The sequence below is a fragment of the Saccharibacter sp. 17.LH.SD genome, assembly GCF_009834805.1.
Classification (GTDB): Bacteria; Pseudomonadota; Alphaproteobacteria; order Acetobacterales; family Acetobacteraceae; genus Saccharibacter.
Genome location: NZ_WVHO01000001.1, coordinates 79,668 through 95,251, shown reverse-complemented (window position 1 = coordinate 95,251; position 15,584 = coordinate 79,668). Strand labels below are relative to the sequence as shown.

The 15,584-nt window shown below is 50.5% G+C and carries 16 protein-coding genes; 11 read left to right on the top strand and 5 right to left on the bottom strand.

Going from position 1 to position 15,584, the window contains the following annotated elements; genetic code table 11:
* Positions 1-33 precede the first annotated feature (33 nt).
* On the top strand, positions 34-966 hold the full coding sequence (locus GS501_RS00525) for an EamA family transporter (RefSeq protein WP_160829945.1): 933 nt from the start codon (positions 34-36) through the stop codon (positions 964-966).
* Here GS501_RS00525 and GS501_RS00520 read toward each other — a convergent pair.
* Positions 930-1,910 (bottom strand): Gfo/Idh/MocA family protein, encoded by a 981-nt coding sequence (locus tag GS501_RS00520; RefSeq protein WP_160829944.1) that lies wholly within the window; start codon positions 1,908-1,910, stop codon positions 930-932. The genes GS501_RS00525 and GS501_RS00520 overlap by 37 nt on opposite strands.
* Before the next feature lie 188 nt (positions 1,911-2,098).
* On the opposite strand from GS501_RS00520, the gene secD reads away from it, so the two are divergent.
* The gene (gene secD, locus GS501_RS00515; RefSeq protein ID WP_160829975.1) at positions 2,099-3,634 is read left to right on the top strand and encodes a protein translocase subunit SecD; all 1,536 of its coding nucleotides are present in this window, start codon (positions 2,099-2,101) and stop codon (positions 3,632-3,634) included.
* A gap of 5 nt (positions 3,635-3,639) precedes the next feature.
* Complete coding sequence (secF, locus tag GS501_RS00510) at positions 3,640-4,569, top strand: protein translocase subunit SecF (RefSeq protein ID WP_160829943.1); 930 nt, start codon at positions 3,640-3,642, stop codon at positions 4,567-4,569.
* Positions 4,570-4,620: 51 nt separating this feature from the next.
* On the opposite strand, the gene GS501_RS00505 is transcribed toward secF, so the two are convergent.
* Positions 4,621-4,938, bottom strand: a complete 318-nt coding sequence (locus GS501_RS00505) for a hypothetical protein (protein WP_237442337.1) — start codon at positions 4,936-4,938, stop codon at positions 4,621-4,623.
* On the bottom strand, positions 4,935-5,390 hold the full coding sequence (mscL, locus tag GS501_RS00500; protein ID WP_160829941.1) for a large conductance mechanosensitive channel protein MscL: 456 nt from the start codon (positions 5,388-5,390) through the stop codon (positions 4,935-4,937). The genes GS501_RS00505 and mscL overlap by 4 nt, the downstream gene beginning before the upstream one ends.
* A gap of 418 nt (positions 5,391-5,808) precedes the next feature.
* Here mscL and rpmE point away from each other — a divergent pair, with 418 nt between their 5' ends.
* The 5 genes from rpmE (at position 5,809) to GS501_RS00475 (ending at position 9,203) form a co-directional block, all read left to right on the top strand.
* Positions 5,809-6,036 carry a 50S ribosomal protein L31 gene (rpmE, locus tag GS501_RS00495; RefSeq protein ID WP_160829940.1) on the top strand — a complete coding sequence of 76 codons (228 nt, stop codon included), beginning with the start codon at positions 5,809-5,811 and terminating at the stop codon, positions 6,034-6,036.
* Between the two features lie 197 nt (positions 6,037-6,233).
* Positions 6,234-6,698: an Hsp20 family protein gene (locus GS501_RS00490; RefSeq protein WP_160829939.1), complete on the top strand. Its 465-nt coding sequence runs from the start codon at positions 6,234-6,236 to the stop codon at positions 6,696-6,698.
* 266 nt (positions 6,699-6,964) lie between these two features.
* On the top strand, positions 6,965-7,567 hold the full coding sequence (locus tag GS501_RS00485; protein WP_160829938.1) for a DUF1013 domain-containing protein: 603 nt from the start codon (positions 6,965-6,967) through the stop codon (positions 7,565-7,567).
* 20 nt (positions 7,568-7,587) lie between these two features.
* The gene (purE, locus tag GS501_RS00480) at positions 7,588-8,082 is read left to right on the top strand and encodes a 5-(carboxyamino)imidazole ribonucleotide mutase (RefSeq protein ID WP_160829937.1); all 495 of its coding nucleotides are present in this window, start codon (positions 7,588-7,590) and stop codon (positions 8,080-8,082) included.
* Positions 8,079-9,203, top strand: coding sequence for a 5-(carboxyamino)imidazole ribonucleotide synthase (locus GS501_RS00475; RefSeq protein WP_160829936.1), 1,125 nt, complete (start codon positions 8,079-8,081; stop codon positions 9,201-9,203). Before purE ends, GS501_RS00475 begins: the two co-directional genes overlap by 4 nt.
* 28 nt (positions 9,204-9,231) lie before the next feature.
* Here GS501_RS00475 and GS501_RS00470 read toward each other — a convergent pair whose 3' ends face one another.
* Positions 9,232-9,909 carry a RadC family protein gene (locus GS501_RS00470; RefSeq protein WP_160829935.1) on the bottom strand — a complete coding sequence of 226 codons (678 nt, stop codon included), beginning with the start codon at positions 9,907-9,909 and terminating at the stop codon, positions 9,232-9,234.
* Positions 9,906-10,580 carry a JAB domain-containing protein gene (locus tag GS501_RS00465; protein WP_370517888.1) on the bottom strand — a complete coding sequence of 225 codons (675 nt, stop codon included), beginning with the start codon at positions 10,578-10,580 and terminating at the stop codon, positions 9,906-9,908. The genes GS501_RS00470 and GS501_RS00465 overlap by 4 nt, the downstream gene beginning before the upstream one ends.
* Positions 10,581-10,627: 47 nt before the next feature.
* Here GS501_RS00465 and GS501_RS00460 point away from each other — a divergent pair, with 47 nt between their 5' ends.
* From GS501_RS00460 to GS501_RS00450, 3 genes are read left to right on the top strand one after another with little or no spacing between them, the layout of a single operon-like run.
* Positions 10,628-12,856, top strand: a complete 2,229-nt coding sequence (locus GS501_RS00460; protein WP_160829934.1) for a UvrD-helicase domain-containing protein — start codon at positions 10,628-10,630, stop codon at positions 12,854-12,856.
* A gap of 17 nt (positions 12,857-12,873) precedes the next feature.
* Positions 12,874-13,785 carry a 50S ribosomal protein L11 methyltransferase gene (locus GS501_RS00455; RefSeq protein ID WP_160829973.1) on the top strand — a complete coding sequence of 304 codons (912 nt, stop codon included), beginning with the start codon at positions 12,874-12,876 and terminating at the stop codon, positions 13,783-13,785.
* Between the two features lie 30 nt (positions 13,786-13,815).
* On the top strand, positions 13,816-15,582 hold the full coding sequence (locus GS501_RS00450) for an aminopeptidase P family protein (RefSeq protein ID WP_160829933.1): 1,767 nt from the start codon (positions 13,816-13,818) through the stop codon (positions 15,580-15,582).
* The last annotated feature ends 2 nt before the right edge of the window (positions 15,583-15,584 follow it).

The window sequence follows — 15,584 nt, the reverse complement described above, 5'->3', positions numbered from 1 at the left end:
CCCTAAGAATGATATTCCTAAAAAGGAATAAACATGAAAAACCTACCCCCAAAACATATCCTAGCGGCTCTTCTTGTTGTTTTGATCTGGGGGGTTAATTTTGTTGTTATCAAAATTGGTCTTCATGGCATTTCACCCCTACTCCTCTGTTTTTTAAGATTCTTTCTTGCTGGGTTCCCTGCCATCCTTTTTGTCAAACGCCCAGCCGTTCCTTTTTTAGGCCTTGCTGCGTATGGGCTTTTTAATTTTGTAGGTCAGTTTATTTTCCTATTCACAGGAATGTATTTGGGGGTCTCAGCAGGACTCGCCTCCGTTATCCTACAAGTCCAGGTTTTTATCACCTTGGGGCTGGCCGTATTTTTCCTCCACGAAAAACCCACTTTTTCTCGCCTCATCGGTGCACTCGTCTCATTATCAGGGATTGGTTTTCTTGCCCTTCATGTAGGGGGCGATATTACCTTGCGTGGGCTATTCTTTGTTCTTCTTGCCGCTTTCTCCTGGGCTTGTGGGAACATTGTTACCAAACGCTTTCACAATGTCGATGTTTTCGGGCTTGTCGTATGGGGAAGCGCTATTGCCTCCGTTCCCCTCTTTATTCTGTGCTTCTTTGTTGATGGTTGGGCCAGCATCACCAATACAGTGGTTCACCTTGACCGCTATTCACTCTTCGCATTGGCCTATCTCGTCTATCCCACAACCCTTCTAGGATATGCCCTATGGAATAATTTGCTAAAACATTACAACGCTGCTCAGGTCGTCCCTTTTACATTACTCGTCCCTATCTTTGGTCTCGCCTCCTCCGTCATCTTCCTCCACGAACCCATCGAGGGGTGGAAAATTATCGCGTCTTCCCTGGTATTTCTGGGGTTATTAATCAATCTCTTTGCGCCACGGCTTATAGCCGCATGGCGCAATAAAAAACGACCTGATTATCGGATCAAACCCGATTGCTCCATCAAACGCTGAGACGCGCGGATACTCTCCGTCACATTCAATGCTGCTTCCAACGCACGCAATCCCGCCCGTGCATCCACCAGCACGGCTTCTTTTCTTAAACATGAAGCGACGAAAGCCGTATGCTCTGCCGATAAATGATCAATCTCAGACCATGTTACCGCTTCCCGGCGGTATCCTCCTGTCCCAGGCAATGGGAAACCACGTTTCTTATTAATATAAGTCAGCTCACACTTCATAAAATTCGCTGACAAATACCCATCCTGGGAGAAAACACGCATACGGCGCTCGGTTTTCAATGAGATGCGGCTGGCTGTAATAGCCGCCACACATCCATTTTCAAACCGCACTCTGGCATTGGCGATATCCTCATGCTCGCTTGATACCGCAGCACCTAACGCATCAATACTGTGGATGGGACTATCAACGATGGACAGAACCAAATCCAAATCATGAATCATGAGGTCCAATACAACGGAAACATCTGTACCACGTGGTTTAAAGGGCGCTATCCGTGTGGCCTCAATATACAGCGGCGATTGGATCCTTTCCGTAATCGCCTTATGCTCAGCAGAATAACGCAGCAAATGCCCTACTTGCAGCACGGCTTGGTGTTCTTCTGCCAAAAGAGCCATTTCTCGCCCTTCTGAGATCGTTGAGGCAATCGGCTTCTCAACGAGAACATGCCGCCCAGCCTTTAAGGCCTGACACCCTAGAGCATAATGAGCTTCAGCAGGAGCAGCGATGATCACTGCATCCACATCAGGGAGCAGGGCTTCATAATGCTCATAGGGACGGCACCCTGTCTCACGCGCCACCTGCTCAGCTCTCTTAAAATCAGGATCATACACGCCCACAAGCCGCTCTTCAGCATGCTTGGCTGCTTTGAGGGCATGTAAGCGGCCAAAATGCCCTACCCCCACAACGCCTACATTAAGATGCATATGATCCTTCATAAGAATGAGCTTATCACCCCTTTTCAGAAGAGCAAACCTACGCCAACACCTCTGACCAATCACATAATCATTTCGTAGTGGTTGCATCTGCGCGCAGGAAGAGGCATGTTCCCACTCCTATTCGTGAAGATCGTTTGGTCTAACCTCTTCTTACTCCATGCTGCTTTGAGGTTACTCAGCCCCCTATGATGTATTACAGCCGCCTCAGAATGCTGGGTGTTGTGGGCATCTTGCTGATCAGTGCTCTGCTCTGTCTGCCCAATTTCATCAAGTCGCCTTCTCCCTCTCTCCCTTGGCACCAGGTGCATCTCGGGTTGGATCTACGGGGTGGGTCTTATCTTCTTCTCCAGCTTGATACGAAATCACTTCAACATGATCGTCTTCAAGCGCTGGAAGCAGAAACACGCCGTGATCTGTTAAACGCCCATTTGGGCTTTTTGGACATGACGCGTGATGATGACAACGCCTCTCTCAGCTTCCAGCCTCGTGCTGAAAGTGAGCACCTCGCTGACCGCCACGTTCTCGACAACATTGCCTCTGCCACCCCGGGCGAGCTTACTGTTACAGAACAAGATGGCCGTCTTATCCTAACCCTTCAGCATGACGCCATGAAGGCGCGCGCGCGCGAGGCCGTCTCACGCTCTATTGAGATCGTCCGCCGCCGTATTGATAGCACAGGCGCACTTGACCCGACGATCGCCCGTGAAGGTGATGACCGCATCATTCTTGAGCTTCCTGGCATTAGTGATCCAGAGCGTATTAAAAATCTGCTCGGCACCACAGCACGGATGACCTTCCATCTTGTCGGGCCAAACCCAACGCAGCAGACCCCCGGCACAACCTTACTTCCCATGCAGGATGGAAAAACAAGCCTAGCCGTTCAGGATCAGGTCGAAGTGGATGGGGCAAATCTTTCTGACGCCGCCGCGACACGTTCTGAAGGGCGTTGGGCTGTTAGCTTGAAGTTTGACAGCAAAGGCGCTGAGGATTTCGCCCGCATTACCACAGCCAATGTCGGTAAGCTGTTCGCGATTGTTCTAGATAATCGCATCCTCACCGCACCGGTTATTAATTCTCCCATTACCGCTGGTTCTGGTGAAATTACGGGGAATTTCACCGCTCGCTCTGCATCTGACCTGGCTTTGCTACTCCGTGCAGGTGCCCTTCCAGCGCCCCTTGCTGTTATTGAGCAGCGCAGCATCGGCCCAAGTCTTGGGGCTGCCTCTATTCGCGCAGGAATGATCAGCTTGGCTGTCGGTTTCGTGCTGGTCGTAGTCTTCATGTTCCTCTTCTATGCCCGCTTCGGCTGGTATGCTGATATTGCTCTGTTTGCGAACCTTGTTCTCATTCTCGCTATACTTTCCCTCTTTGGGGCAACACTGACCCTGCCAGGAATGGCTGGTATTTTGCTCACTCTAGGAATGGCCGTTGATGCGAACATCCTCATTAATGAGCGTATCCGTGAAGAAGTAAAACGTGGACGCAAACCCCTCCAAGCTCTCCAGAGCGGCTTTGAACGTGCCACAGGGACGATTATTGACAGTAACGCAACCGCCTTCCTGGCCCATGTGATGCTCTTTGTGTTTGGTACAGGGGCTGTCAGGAACTTTGCCCTGACGATTACCATCGGTATCGTCACAACGCTCTTTACGACCCTGATCTTCTCACGTCTGTTGATTGTGCGTTGGTATGCCCATACCCGCCCTAAAGAACTTCCGGTCTGAACGCTATGCTCTCTCGTCCTTTACTTCGTTTTGTACGTGATGACCGGCAGATCCGCTTTATGCGCGGTCGCTATGCTGGTCTCATCGTCTCTGCTGTTCTCTCCATCGCGTCAGTCTTATTATTTTTCACGCCCGGACTTAATCTCGGGTTGGACTTTCGCGGTGGTATCATTGTAGAGACCCACTCTCCTTCACCTGAGGACCCCGCCCATATGCGAGCCCTCCTCGAGAAGGCACAGATTGACACAGCCTCTGTTCAATCTTTCGGGTCTCCCAATGATATCCGCATCGCGATTAACCTCCCACATGGTCCGAATGCTGAACATCAAACCCAACAGCTTGTTGATCATGTCAAACAAGCCATCACAGCGTCAGAACCTGGCACACAAATTCAACGCGCTGATGCCGTTGGAGGCTCTGTCTCATCAGAGCTCTTTCGTGATGGTATCCTTGCACTCGTGTGCAGCTTGGGGATGATCCTCGTTTATATCTGGTTCCGTTTTGAACGTGAATTTGCCCTTAGTGCGGTGATCACATTGGTTCTGGATTTAACCAAGACCATTGGCTTCCTTGTTATCACGCGCTTTGAGTTCGATCTTGTGATGGTCGCCGCTCTGCTAACGATCCTGGGCTACTCTACGAATGATAAAGTAGTGGTATATGATCGTGTCAGAGAGAATCTGAAGAAATACCGCACCATGCCACTCCAAGAGCTTCTCGATCTTTCCATCAATGAGACACTCAACCGAACTCTTGGCACATCCATGACTGTTTTCCTGGCCGCCCTTCCCCTCGCCCTCTTTGGTGGAAGTACTCTTACAGGCTTTGCAACGGTTATGTTGTTCGGAATTGTAGTTGGCACATCGTCGTCAATCTTTATCGCCGCCCCATTGCTTTTGCTGATGGGAAAGAAAAGATTACGTCGCGCCAACTAAAAAAAGCCCTGCATCTATGATCGATGCAGGGCTTTTTTCATTCGTGTCTATTTATTGCGGGATAGCCGCTAAAAGATCTTCTAAAGCACGATCCGTCTGAGCATCGTTGCGCATTCCGGGTGACTTTAAGCCTTTTGCCAAAAGAACGCGGGCTTTCTCATCAACCCCCATCAATGCCACTCCCTTTCGTTCAGGAAGTTTTCCCAACATTGCCGCCCCTCGGGCCATCCCATTGAGAATGAGATAGGTATAGACGCGTGCATTAGGGGAAATCTCGACAGAATATGACGGCGTGCTGCCTGCTGTTGTACAACCAATAGCCATGACAGCTAATAAGAGAGCCCCGCCTCTTTTGAACCACGCCATCATTTTGATGACCGTGCCGCAAGAATGTCACGGATTTCAGACAAAAGAACTTCTTCACGACTCGGAGGTGGTGGAGGTGCTGCTTCTTCTGCTTTCTTCTCACTACGATACAACTTCGACGCAATACGCAGGACCCAAAAGATGAAGAGCGAAATGATCAAAAACTGAATGACAGCGTTAAGGAACACGCCAACATTAATCGTAACAGACCCCGCCTTTTGAGCTTCCTCCAACGTCGCCTTAACAGGACCTTTCAGCGTGATGAAGATATTGGAGAAATCAACCCCACCGGTGAGCAACCCGATGATGGGGGTGATGATGTCCTTAACCGCGCTATTGACGATGGCACTAAAGGCAGCCCCAACGACAACAGCGATCGCAAGACCGACGACATTTCCTCGCGAGATAAACTTGCGAAAATCAGCAACCCATTCTGGGGTTTTGAGAGCTTTCATTATGAGTATTACCCTGCACTATGATGGAAAGACGCGCTCAGTAAGACACAATTCATACCAGCTCATAATACACTAAAATACAATCTAGTGACTACTGCACGCTACGAAGTGTGCCTAATCGCTACGCCGTTTCAGAAAATAAATCGTGATAAACGAGACACGCCTTTATCAGAGGACATTCCTATATGCCAACAAAAAACTCTGTTCGGCACTCGATTTAAACACAAGATCCTTCCTTTATAAGTAATAAAGTATGGAAAAATCATTAATACCTAGACACTCTGTCTGCCCTCACCCCAGAGATAATGCAAAATAACCGCGTATTTATCCTTTTATAGCGCCAAAAAATTCGTTATAGGGCAACGGCCTGCTCCGGTCGGTATCGGAGCTTCTTCTACAAAGGTTCAGGAAAAACGTTATGAAACCCGGCATCCATCCAGATTATCACGAGATCACTGTCATCATGGCCGACGGCTCTGAATATAAGACGAAGTCCTGCTATGGTGAGCCAGGCTCAACCATCCGGCTTGATATTGACCCAAAAACACATCCCGCTTGGACTGGTGTACAACGTATTCTCGATACTGGGGGCCAGGTCGCTAAATTTAACAAGCGCTTTTCTGGAATTGGTAACATCAAGAAGTAATATACCTCTTCATTGATTATGACCATTTAACGAATGGGCCCTCTTATCGCTCTTGAAAGCAGTAAGAGGGCTTCCCATTTGATGGGTGTGGGCACCACAACGCCTTGATGGGTTGTGGCTGTGCCGCACTAGCAGCTCGTTTTCGCCAATTGGGGAGGCGTGCTGTCATCCTGCCGTATCTTAAGGAGGATCATCACATGGAGTACGATTTTACCCCCCTTTTCCGTAGCGCAATAGGATTTGATCGCGTCGCTCGCCTGGCCGGAAGTAATGCCAGCGCTCAAGGGACAGCAAGCTATCCCCCTTATAATATTGAGAAGACGAGCGATACAGAATACGCGCTGACCATGGCACTCGCGGGCTTTAGCCCTGATGATGTCAGCTTAACGCAAGATGGAATGACACTTATTGTTCGCGGACGTGTTCGCAACAATGACCAACCGCGCAAATGGTTGCATCGCGGCATTGCGACGCGTGCCTTTGAACGCCGCTTTATGCTGGCAGACCATATTGAAATCCATAGTGCTCGCTTAGAAAATGGGTTACTCCATATTTCTATGCAATGCTTATCTCCAACCTCAGCGGCCCCGCGCCCTATCCCCATTCACATCGGACCCAATAGCGCTTCTTCAAGAAATGTCGTGCCCCAACCGGTTGGATAAGAATATGGGGAAGGCGTGAGCGTGCGTGTGTCTGTCATTCTTACATTCACACGTCATCACTGGATGTAATTCTGGAAATGAATTCGTTCACATTGGTTTAGTCTCTTGACCACCTCCTCAGTCTAGCGCATCTTGCCCAACAACCGCCGTGCATTATGCAGGTGCCACCCTGGCCATTTGTGACAGGGAGGTCGTTCTTTCAGAGTAGCCCTTGGTGCCTGCGCTCTGCCGGCCCCGTTCGTACCGCTATGAAGGAATGAGCCGTCATGACCCTGCCTTTGATGCCCAAGGCTACTGCTGTCTGGCTGATCGACAAAACCGCCCTTACCTTTACCCAAATCGCTGAATTTTGCGGTATGCATCCGCTTGAAATTCAGGCCATTGCCGATGGTGAGGTAAGCGCTGGGATTAATGGTTATGACCCCGTTAAGAACAATCAGCTGACTGAGAATGAAATAAAACGCTGCGAGGCTGACCCTAACGCACGATTAAAGCTCATTCCTACGTCCAACCCCGTTACACGCCGCGCTAAGGGAGCTCGTTACACACCAGTTGCGAAGCGTCATGACCGTCCAGACGCTATTGCTTTTGTCCTCCGCCAATTCCCTCAATTGTCGGATACGCAAATCGTCCGTCTTTTGGGAACAACGAAGGACACTATTGCGAAAATTCGTGATCGCCAGCACTGGAATAGCAGCAATATTAAACCCCGTGACCCTGTCATTTTGGGCCTCTGCACGCAAACGGATCTGAACGCCGCTGTCCAAGCCGCTAATGAGCGCCTTGTCCGGGAAGGCCATTCAATCCCTGAAGAAACCCCAGCTGAGGCTTCTTTTAATCCATCTCAGGACACTTTTTTCGAGCGTTAAGTTAAGAGGATGCCCTCATTATGACATCATCACCTGCTCCCACTGTCGGCGTGATTATGGGTAGCCAGTCTGACTGGGAAACGATGCGCCATAGCTGTGAACAGCTGGACAAGCTGGGCATTGCATATGAAGCCTGCATCGTTTCAGCACATCGCACGCCTGATCGGCTCGCGACCTATGCGAAAACAGCTCAAGAACGTGGCTTACATGTTATTATCGCTGGAGCAGGCGGTGCTGCCCATCTCCCGGGAATGTGTGCCGCATGGACAACGCTACCTGTCTTTGGCGTCCCTGTTGAAAGCCGCACCCTAAAGGGACAAGACAGCTTGCTCTCCATCGTCCAGATGCCCGCAGGTGTGCCTGTAGGAACCTTAGCGATTGGACGGGCTGGAGCGGTCAATGCAGCCCTCCTTGCAGCGTCTGTTCTTGCGCTCTCAAATAAAGAACTCGCCACACGCCTCGCCTCATTCCGTGCTGAGCAAACACGACAGGTTGGAGAAACCCCCGTATCATGACGCAGACCCTTGCTCCTGGCTCAACCATAGGAATCATTGGCGGTGGGCAGCTCGGGCGCATGTCCGCCGTGGCGGCTGCACAGTTGGGGTACCGTGTCCATATTCTCAGCGCTGCCTCTCCAGCTCCAGCAGCGGATACCGCGGCTTCCGTTACCGTCGGTGCGTATGATGACCCTCACATTCTCGAAGCCTTTGCGCGTGATTGTGATGTCATTACCTTTGAATTTGAAAATATTAGCGCTGACGGTCTAAAAAAACTGGCCGAGTTTTGCCCCGTATACCCCGCAGGATCCATTTTAGAAATCAGCCAAGACAGAGTTGCTGAAAAAACAGCACTCGAGCGTATGGGATTAGCGGTTGCTCCTTGGACAACACTGCACTCTGCCGATGACTTTCCTACATTACAGTCGTTCGGTTTCCCTCTTATTCTAAAAACAACGCGTTTTGGTTATGATGGAAAGGGACAGTTTCGAATCCCTCATGAAGAGGCTTTCCAGCAGCTAAGCCAACGCGCTCAAGACCTTCCCTACCCTCTTATTGTGGAACGTCAGATTGATTTTGCCCGTGAATTAAGCGTCATGGTCGCCCGCACCCCACAAGGGGCTGTCCGGGCGTTTGATCCCAGTGAAAACAGACATCGTGATGGCATTCTAAGAGTTTCAATGGTGCCTGCGCCTATTATGCCTGGGCTCGCAGAAAAAGCCCAACAGATGGCAATCCATTTGGCAAAGAAGATCGGGCTTATCGGTATTTTAGGGGTAGAATTTTTCCAAGATCATCATGGTGATCTCTTAATCAACGAAATCGCTCCTCGACCTCATAATTCTGGCCATTGGACGATGGATGCGTGCGTTATTGATCAATTTGAGATGCATATTCGCGCTGTAGCAGGACTTCCTCTGCCGGAACCTCGCCGTCATTCAGACGCTTTTATGCATAATCTGATTGGCCCAGACGACATCGCCCTTCTGCCTGAACTTTTTGCCGAAGAAAATTGTGCCATTCATCTTTATGGAAAGGCCGAGGCACGCCCAGGGCGTAAAATGGGGCATGTCAACCGCCTCTTCCCTCGCGGAGGACTGCCCGGCGAGCAAGCCTTGGCCAACTTCCGCCCCACCTGATCGCATCACAGCGCCACCTAAACCGCTTTTAGGACAACAGCCCAAGCCGACGAAAACTCACTTGGGCTGAGCGCGTGATGATGTAATGGTCCGCGACACGGATCCTGAACAAATTCAGCGCAAGCTGGACATGTTGTGTCATGACAATATCATCCTCAGAGGGATTTTCATGCCCGCTGGGATGATTATGCACCATAATGATCGACGCCGCCTTGAGCTCCAAACACCGTTTAACAATTTCTCGTGGATAAACTGGCGTATGGTTCACCGTCCCTTTAGCCTGTAGTTCGTCCAAAATCAGTTGGTTCTTCTGATCCAAAAATAAAACACGAAATTGTTCAACTGGCTCTCGTGCCATTTGCACCACCAAATAGTCGAGAAGATCTTGCTCATTTTCCAAGAGATCTATCCCGGGCAAGCACTCGCGATTGTACCGTAAAGCCAGTTCCTTCAAAATCTGGATAAGAACTAAGAAAGATGGCTCTTTATACGGGAAAGAATGCCTATCACTCTGAGATAAACTCAAAAGCTCTGCCAATGAGCCAAAATGATCTATCAGATACTCTCTCACATACTGGCGGTCCTCTTCCCCACGCACCGACACAGAGACAAGAAAAGAAAATAGTGGCTCACGCTCGAGAGCCTCTTTTTCATCAAGCCAGGGGGTCCACCTTTTTTGAGATGGATGGTTATCTAAATTGATCACAATAACCCTTCCTGCTTCAAACTAGACATCCATCCATGCCCACAGAGTATGGTATCATGCAAAACAATGGAAAGTGGCATCAAAGCCAAAGAGAGGCTACGCGCACCTTGTGCAAGAACCACAGCCGAATAATCTGGCGCGACATGAACCACCAGCAAAGCCGTTGCATGATATTCTAACGCCCGAGATGCAATATGCTGGTGCCGATCCGGCGATGAAAGAGGATGGCCCGATAAACACTCATCTTTCAAAAGATGATTGCGTCCATCAAGATAGAGAATATGGATCTCATGATGAGGCGGCGTCATAGAGTAACGTTCTACATACGTCTTTAACGCGTCCATATCTTTCAAACGGATGGAGACATTCTGTGGCGTTTCCAAAAGAAACGAATAAGCCGCTAAAAAAGGGAGGCGCAGCACATCCACCGTTTGATCACTCAACCCTACTTCTTTTAACGCCTCACGCGGGGCCTGCAATAAAGCCGTTAAGGACCCAAATGTCTTGAGCAAATCCTTCGCAAGCGGCTTCGTATCACGCCGCGGAATAGCGTAAAATAGAAGCATCTCCAAAAGCTCATAATCCGCCAAAGTTTCAGCACCATGCTCCATAACACGCTGGCGCATCCGTTGACGGTGTCCTGAAAAATGTGACTTTGGCGACGAACTCACCAGATCTTCTCCTAGCCATAAGAAACAGAGCGCATTATACCAGAGGGGTGTCTGATGATCTTCTTTCCCCTCGCCCGTCTACCCCTGCTCACGACCATCTCGCTGGCCTCAATGAGGAGCAGCGCCTTGCTGTTGAAACGACAGAAGGCCCTCTCTTGATCCTCGCTGGTGCCGGCACAGGCAAAACACGCGTTCTCACCACGCGCTTTGCCCATATTTTGTTAGAAGGCCTTGCTTGGCCCGAGCAGATACTCGCCGTAACCTTTACGAATAAAGCCGCGCGAGAAATGCGCGAGCGTGTCAGCGCCATTTTAGAAAAACCTGTTGAAGGATTGTGGCTCGGCACGTTCCACTCCCTCTGCGCACGCATGCTCCGCCAGCATGCTCCCCGCCTTGGGTTGGACCGCCAATTCACCATTCTGGATGCTGATGACCAACTGCGTCTTCTCAAGCAAATTATGGTTGCTGAGAAGATTGACCTTAAAAGTGCCCCCCCACCTCAGTTGCTTCACCACATCCAGCTGTGGAAAGATCGTGCTCTTCTTCCTGAAGATATTACAGCCGCACATGATGTCGATTTTATGAACGGGCGTGCACGTCATTTCTACGCCCTTTATCAGACACGCCTCAAAGAACTCAGTGCCTGCGATTTTGGTGACCTTATGCTCCATATGGTCACAATCTTCCGCCGTTATCCTGAAGTGCTTACCCAATATCATCGGCGTTTTCGCTATATCCTCGTCGATGAGTATCAGGATACGAATACAATCCAATATTTGTGGCTGCGCCTTCTCGCAAAACGCGACACACAACAGCCTGCCAACATTGCATGTGTCGGCGATGATGACCAGTCAATTTACTCATGGCGAGGCGCAGAAATTGCGAATATTCTACGCTTTGAGAAAGATTTCCCAGGCGCAAAAGTTATTCGCTTGGAAAGAAATTACCGTTCTACACCCCGCATCCTCAGCGCCGCTTCGGGAGTGATCGCCCATAATGAAGGCCGTATGGGGAAAACTCTACGCCCAGGGCTCGAAGGTGAGGAAGGGGAACGCATTAGCGTCATCAATACCCCAGATTCCGATGATGAAGCGCGCGTTGTGGCCGAAACCATTCGCTCTCTTCATGGAAAAAATCAGTCATATGGTGACATGGCGATCCTCATCCGCGCCGGTTTCCAGACACGCCCCTTCGAAGAATCCCTCATGCGCTCTGGTATCCCCTATCAGGTGATCGGCGGGATGCGCTTCTATGAACGTGCTGAAATCCGCGATGGCACCGCCTATATGCGTGCCCTTGCCCACCCGGCGGATGATCTCGCCTTTGAGCGTATCATTAACGTGCCCAAACGCGGCGTGGGGAATATCGCGCTCTCGAAATTACGGCAAAATGCCCGCGATCGCCAACTCCCTCTCCAAGCTACTTTGCAAGAACAACTCGCTCAAGGGATGATCAAAGGAAAAGCGGCCGCAACCCTTTCAGAATTTATGGCATGCTTTGACCGCGCTCGTGAAACGCTTGCTAAGCAAGGGCACGTCGTTGCCGTTGAACAACTTCTCGAAGAAAGCGGTTATTTGACCATGTGGCGTGAAGATCAACGATCCGTCGAAGCAGCAGGTCGTCTTGATAACCTTCGCGAAATGCTCCGCGCTATTGGTGAATTTGCTACTCTTGAAGAGTTCTTAGAACATATTGCCTTGGTGATGGATTCTGACCAGCTGCAAAATGACACTAATCGCGTGAGCCTTATGACCTTACATGCCGCTAAGGGGCTCGAATTTAAAACGGTTTTTCTCCCAGGGTGGGAAGAAGGTCTTTTCCCCTCACAGCGCTCTCTTGATGAAGGCGGGCAAGCGGCCCTTGAGGAGGAACGCCGACTTGCGTATGTCGGCCTCACCCGTGCGCGTGAACGTGCCTTCATTCTCCATGCAACAAGCCGGCGCATCTACGCTAATTGGCAAGATTCCATCCCAAGCCGTTTTATTGATGAACTCCCTGACGAACATGTTCATGTCAGTGAGCCCACCAGAAAACAGAACGCTGCCTTCGGCAAAAGCTTTTGGCGTCGTTCCCAATCATCCCCCGCATCAACCACCTCTTTCTCTCGTCCATTATCTGTGAAAAAACAGATAATTGTCCCTCTTGGAGCAACGGTAAAGCATAGTCGCTTTGGAGAAGGTGTTGTTCTAAAAGCGGACGGCGAACGTCTTACTGTTAATTTTGAGGAAGCCGGCATGAAAACCATTATGGCCAATTTTGTGGAGGTTGTTTCGTGAAAGCCACCCAAAGCTCCATCGCCCCAAGCCATATTGGCTCTCGTCATGCCCGGTCCCTCGAAACGCTGACAATCATTGTCGAGGAGGCTTTTGTCCCCCTCTTCGAACAAGCCTTTATGACCGCTTGTGAAACAGTCGGTATGTTTGAGGAAGATGACGAACAAAAATATTGGCGTCTTGAAGGCGTCAAAGAATGTGGCCGTCATGATGACGTTCTGGAATCCGCTTTAACGGTTGCCCGCGCCATTACAGGCGTCGAGGCTGAATTGACACGCCGCAAAACAGAAGCTGAAGGATGGTTGGCCCGCACACAAGAGGCCTTTCCACCCCAAAATGTCGGACGGCGCTTCTGTATTCGCGGCACTCATTTAAAAGAGAAACCTCACTCTAACCGCCTCAATATCACGCTGGATGCTGGCATTGCCTTTGGATCAGGCGAGCATGGGTCAACACGTGGCTGTCTCAGAGCACTGGAATTGATGGCCCATCGCCGCCCACGCCGTATTCTTGATATGGGGTGTGGCTCGGGTATTCTCGCCATGGCGGCTGCACGACTGCTACACCGCCCCGTTCTGGCAGTCGATATTGAGCCGTGGTCTGTACGTGTTGCCGCCTCGAACGCCAAGCTTAACAAAATAGGCCCGCTTCTGGATTGCCGCTTTGGGAATGGATGGCACACAGAAGCCGTGCGTCGTCATGCCCCTTATGACCTCGTCTTTGCCAATATTTTGGCCCGCCCCCTTTGCCGTATGGCTTCTTCCTTAGCCACAGCTCTTGCTCCTGGCGGAACGGCTATTCTGGCTGGGCTTTTGAACAGCCAAGCCCGCATGGTCTTAGTCGCTCATCAACGCCAAGGACTGGTGCTAGAGCGTCAGCTCAAAGAAGGAGCTTGGAGTACGCTTGTTCTCCGTAAACCGTTTTCAGCCTGACAATCCGCATTTTAACGACATGGTTTTACAATGACTTCTCTTTCAACCATTCCTCTTCAAGAGCGCCCTGCACGTGTTCGGGCATTGTTTTCTGACCTTTCCATCGATGGGATAATCGTCACACGGGGGGATCAATATTTGGGGGAATATGTTGCCCCTAATGCTGAGCGCCTCGCATGGATTAGCGGTTTTACGGGCAGTGCAGGGTTGGCCATTTTATTACGTGACACAGGATGTGTCTTCTCGGATGGTCGCTACACCGTACAGCTGGAAGAACAAGTTTCTCACGACATCTGGGAACGCCAGCATATTCTCCATTCTCCTCCCCGTGACTGGCTGAAGAAACATGCTCAAGGGCTCCGTGTTGGGTATGATCCACATCTCATCAGCGACTATGAGCTCACTTCATGGAAAGCCAATGGCGTTACTCTCGTTCCTGTCACTGAAAACCCTGTAGACCCGGCCTGGACAGACCGCCCAGCATCCCCTGCAGAACCTATTTCCCCTCATCCCCTTTCCTATGCTGGCGAAACCAGCCTTGAGAAGCGCACACGGCTCGCACAACAATTACGCGACAACCATGAAGAGGCGATGATCATCGCCGATTGCACTTCCCTCGCCTGGCTGCTGAATATACGAAGCCATGACATCGCGATGACGCCCATCGCGCATGGCTATGGCATTTTATACGCTGATGGCACGGTTGATTTCTTCGTTGATAAAACCCGTCTTACGGCACCATTAGAGGATGGTATTAGGCTCGTTCCGCCAGCACAGTTGGAGTCACATCTCCATAATTTTAAAGGCATAACCATCCGACTAGACCCATCTTCGACGCCTGTATGGTTCCGTATGATACTTGAAAAGGCCCAAGCAACTGTCATTAGTGGAACAGATCTTTGCAGCCTGCCAAAAGCCATTAAAAATACTGCAGAGCAAGCAGGCAGCCGCCGCGCTCATGAGCTTGATAGCCTTGCCTTAGCACGCTTTCTTTTTTGGATAGAGGCCAATGGCATTGGCAAGCATGAAACAGACCTTGCCGCAAAGCTTGAATCTTATCGGGCACAATCCGCCGACTATCGTGGCCCCAGCTTTGAAACCATTTCAGCCGCAGGCCCTAATGGCGCTTACCCTCATTATCGCGCCCAAGTCGGCCAAGATCGTGTTTTAGACGAAAATAGCGTTTATCTTGTTGATAGTGGTGCACAATATCCCTTTGGCACGACAGATCTAACACGCACTCTATGGGTTGGCCCGGCGGAACCACCTGCTGCGTTAAAAGAGGCTTTTACACGCGTTTTGAAAGGGAATATTACCCTCTCTTTGCAGCGTTTCCCCCAAGGTCTCCCCGGTTATCGGCTCGATACCCTTGCTCGTGCCTCATTATGGAACGCAGGGTTGGACTTTGACCACGGGACGGGTCACGGTATTGGAAGCTATCTTTCCGTGCATGAAGGACCTCAATCCATCTCATCTGGCGTGCGCCCCACCGGCCTTCAAGCCGGTATGATCGTCTCGAACGAACCAGGTTATTATGCACCCGGCCATTACGGTATTCGGATTGAAAATCTTCTTCTGATCAAAGAAAGTGCCTTGCAAAGCCCGCGCGGCCCTTTCTTAGAATTTGAAGTCCTCAGCTACACACCTATTGATCGTCGCCTCATTACACCGTCTCTTTTGACGGATGATGAACGCACCTGGCTCAACCATTATCACACAGAAGTCGAAAAACGGCTTCTGCCTCATCTCGAGCCTGACGTGCAAAATTGGCTGAAAAAGGCCTGCGCCCCGCTCTAAAA

What these genes read in the sequence shown, in the direction of transcription:
- GS501_RS00520 (WP_160829944.1), bottom strand. Translation starts at nt 1,910, where the DNA reads ATGAAGGATCATATGCATCTTAATGTAGGCGTTGTGGGGGTAGGGCAT.
- purE (WP_160829937.1), top strand. Translation starts at nt 7,588, where the DNA reads ATGACATCATCACCTGCTCCCACTGTCGGCGTGATTATGGGTAGCCAG.
- GS501_RS00450 (WP_160829933.1), top strand. Translation starts at nt 13,816, where the DNA reads ATGACTTCTCTTTCAACCATTCCTCTTCAAGAGCGCCCTGCACGTGTT.
- GS501_RS00525 (WP_160829945.1), top strand. Translation starts at nt 34, where the DNA reads ATGAAAAACCTACCCCCAAAACATATCCTAGCGGCTCTTCTTGTTGTT.
- secD (WP_160829975.1), top strand. Translation starts at nt 2,099, where the DNA reads ATGTATTACAGCCGCCTCAGAATGCTGGGTGTTGTGGGCATCTTGCTG.
- secF (WP_160829943.1), top strand. Translation starts at nt 3,640, where the DNA reads ATGCTCTCTCGTCCTTTACTTCGTTTTGTACGTGATGACCGGCAGATC.
- GS501_RS00485 (WP_160829938.1), top strand. Translation starts at nt 6,965, where the DNA reads ATGACCCTGCCTTTGATGCCCAAGGCTACTGCTGTCTGGCTGATCGAC.
- GS501_RS00505 (WP_237442337.1), bottom strand. Translation starts at nt 4,938, where the DNA reads ATGATGGCGTGGTTCAAAAGAGGCGGGGCTCTCTTATTAGCTGTCATG.
- mscL (WP_160829941.1), bottom strand. Translation starts at nt 5,390, where the DNA reads ATGAAAGCTCTCAAAACCCCAGAATGGGTTGCTGATTTTCGCAAGTTT.
- rpmE (WP_160829940.1), top strand. Translation starts at nt 5,809, where the DNA reads ATGAAACCCGGCATCCATCCAGATTATCACGAGATCACTGTCATCATG.
- GS501_RS00475 (WP_160829936.1), top strand. Translation starts at nt 8,079, where the DNA reads ATGACGCAGACCCTTGCTCCTGGCTCAACCATAGGAATCATTGGCGGT.
- GS501_RS00490 (WP_160829939.1), top strand. Translation starts at nt 6,234, where the DNA reads ATGGAGTACGATTTTACCCCCCTTTTCCGTAGCGCAATAGGATTTGAT.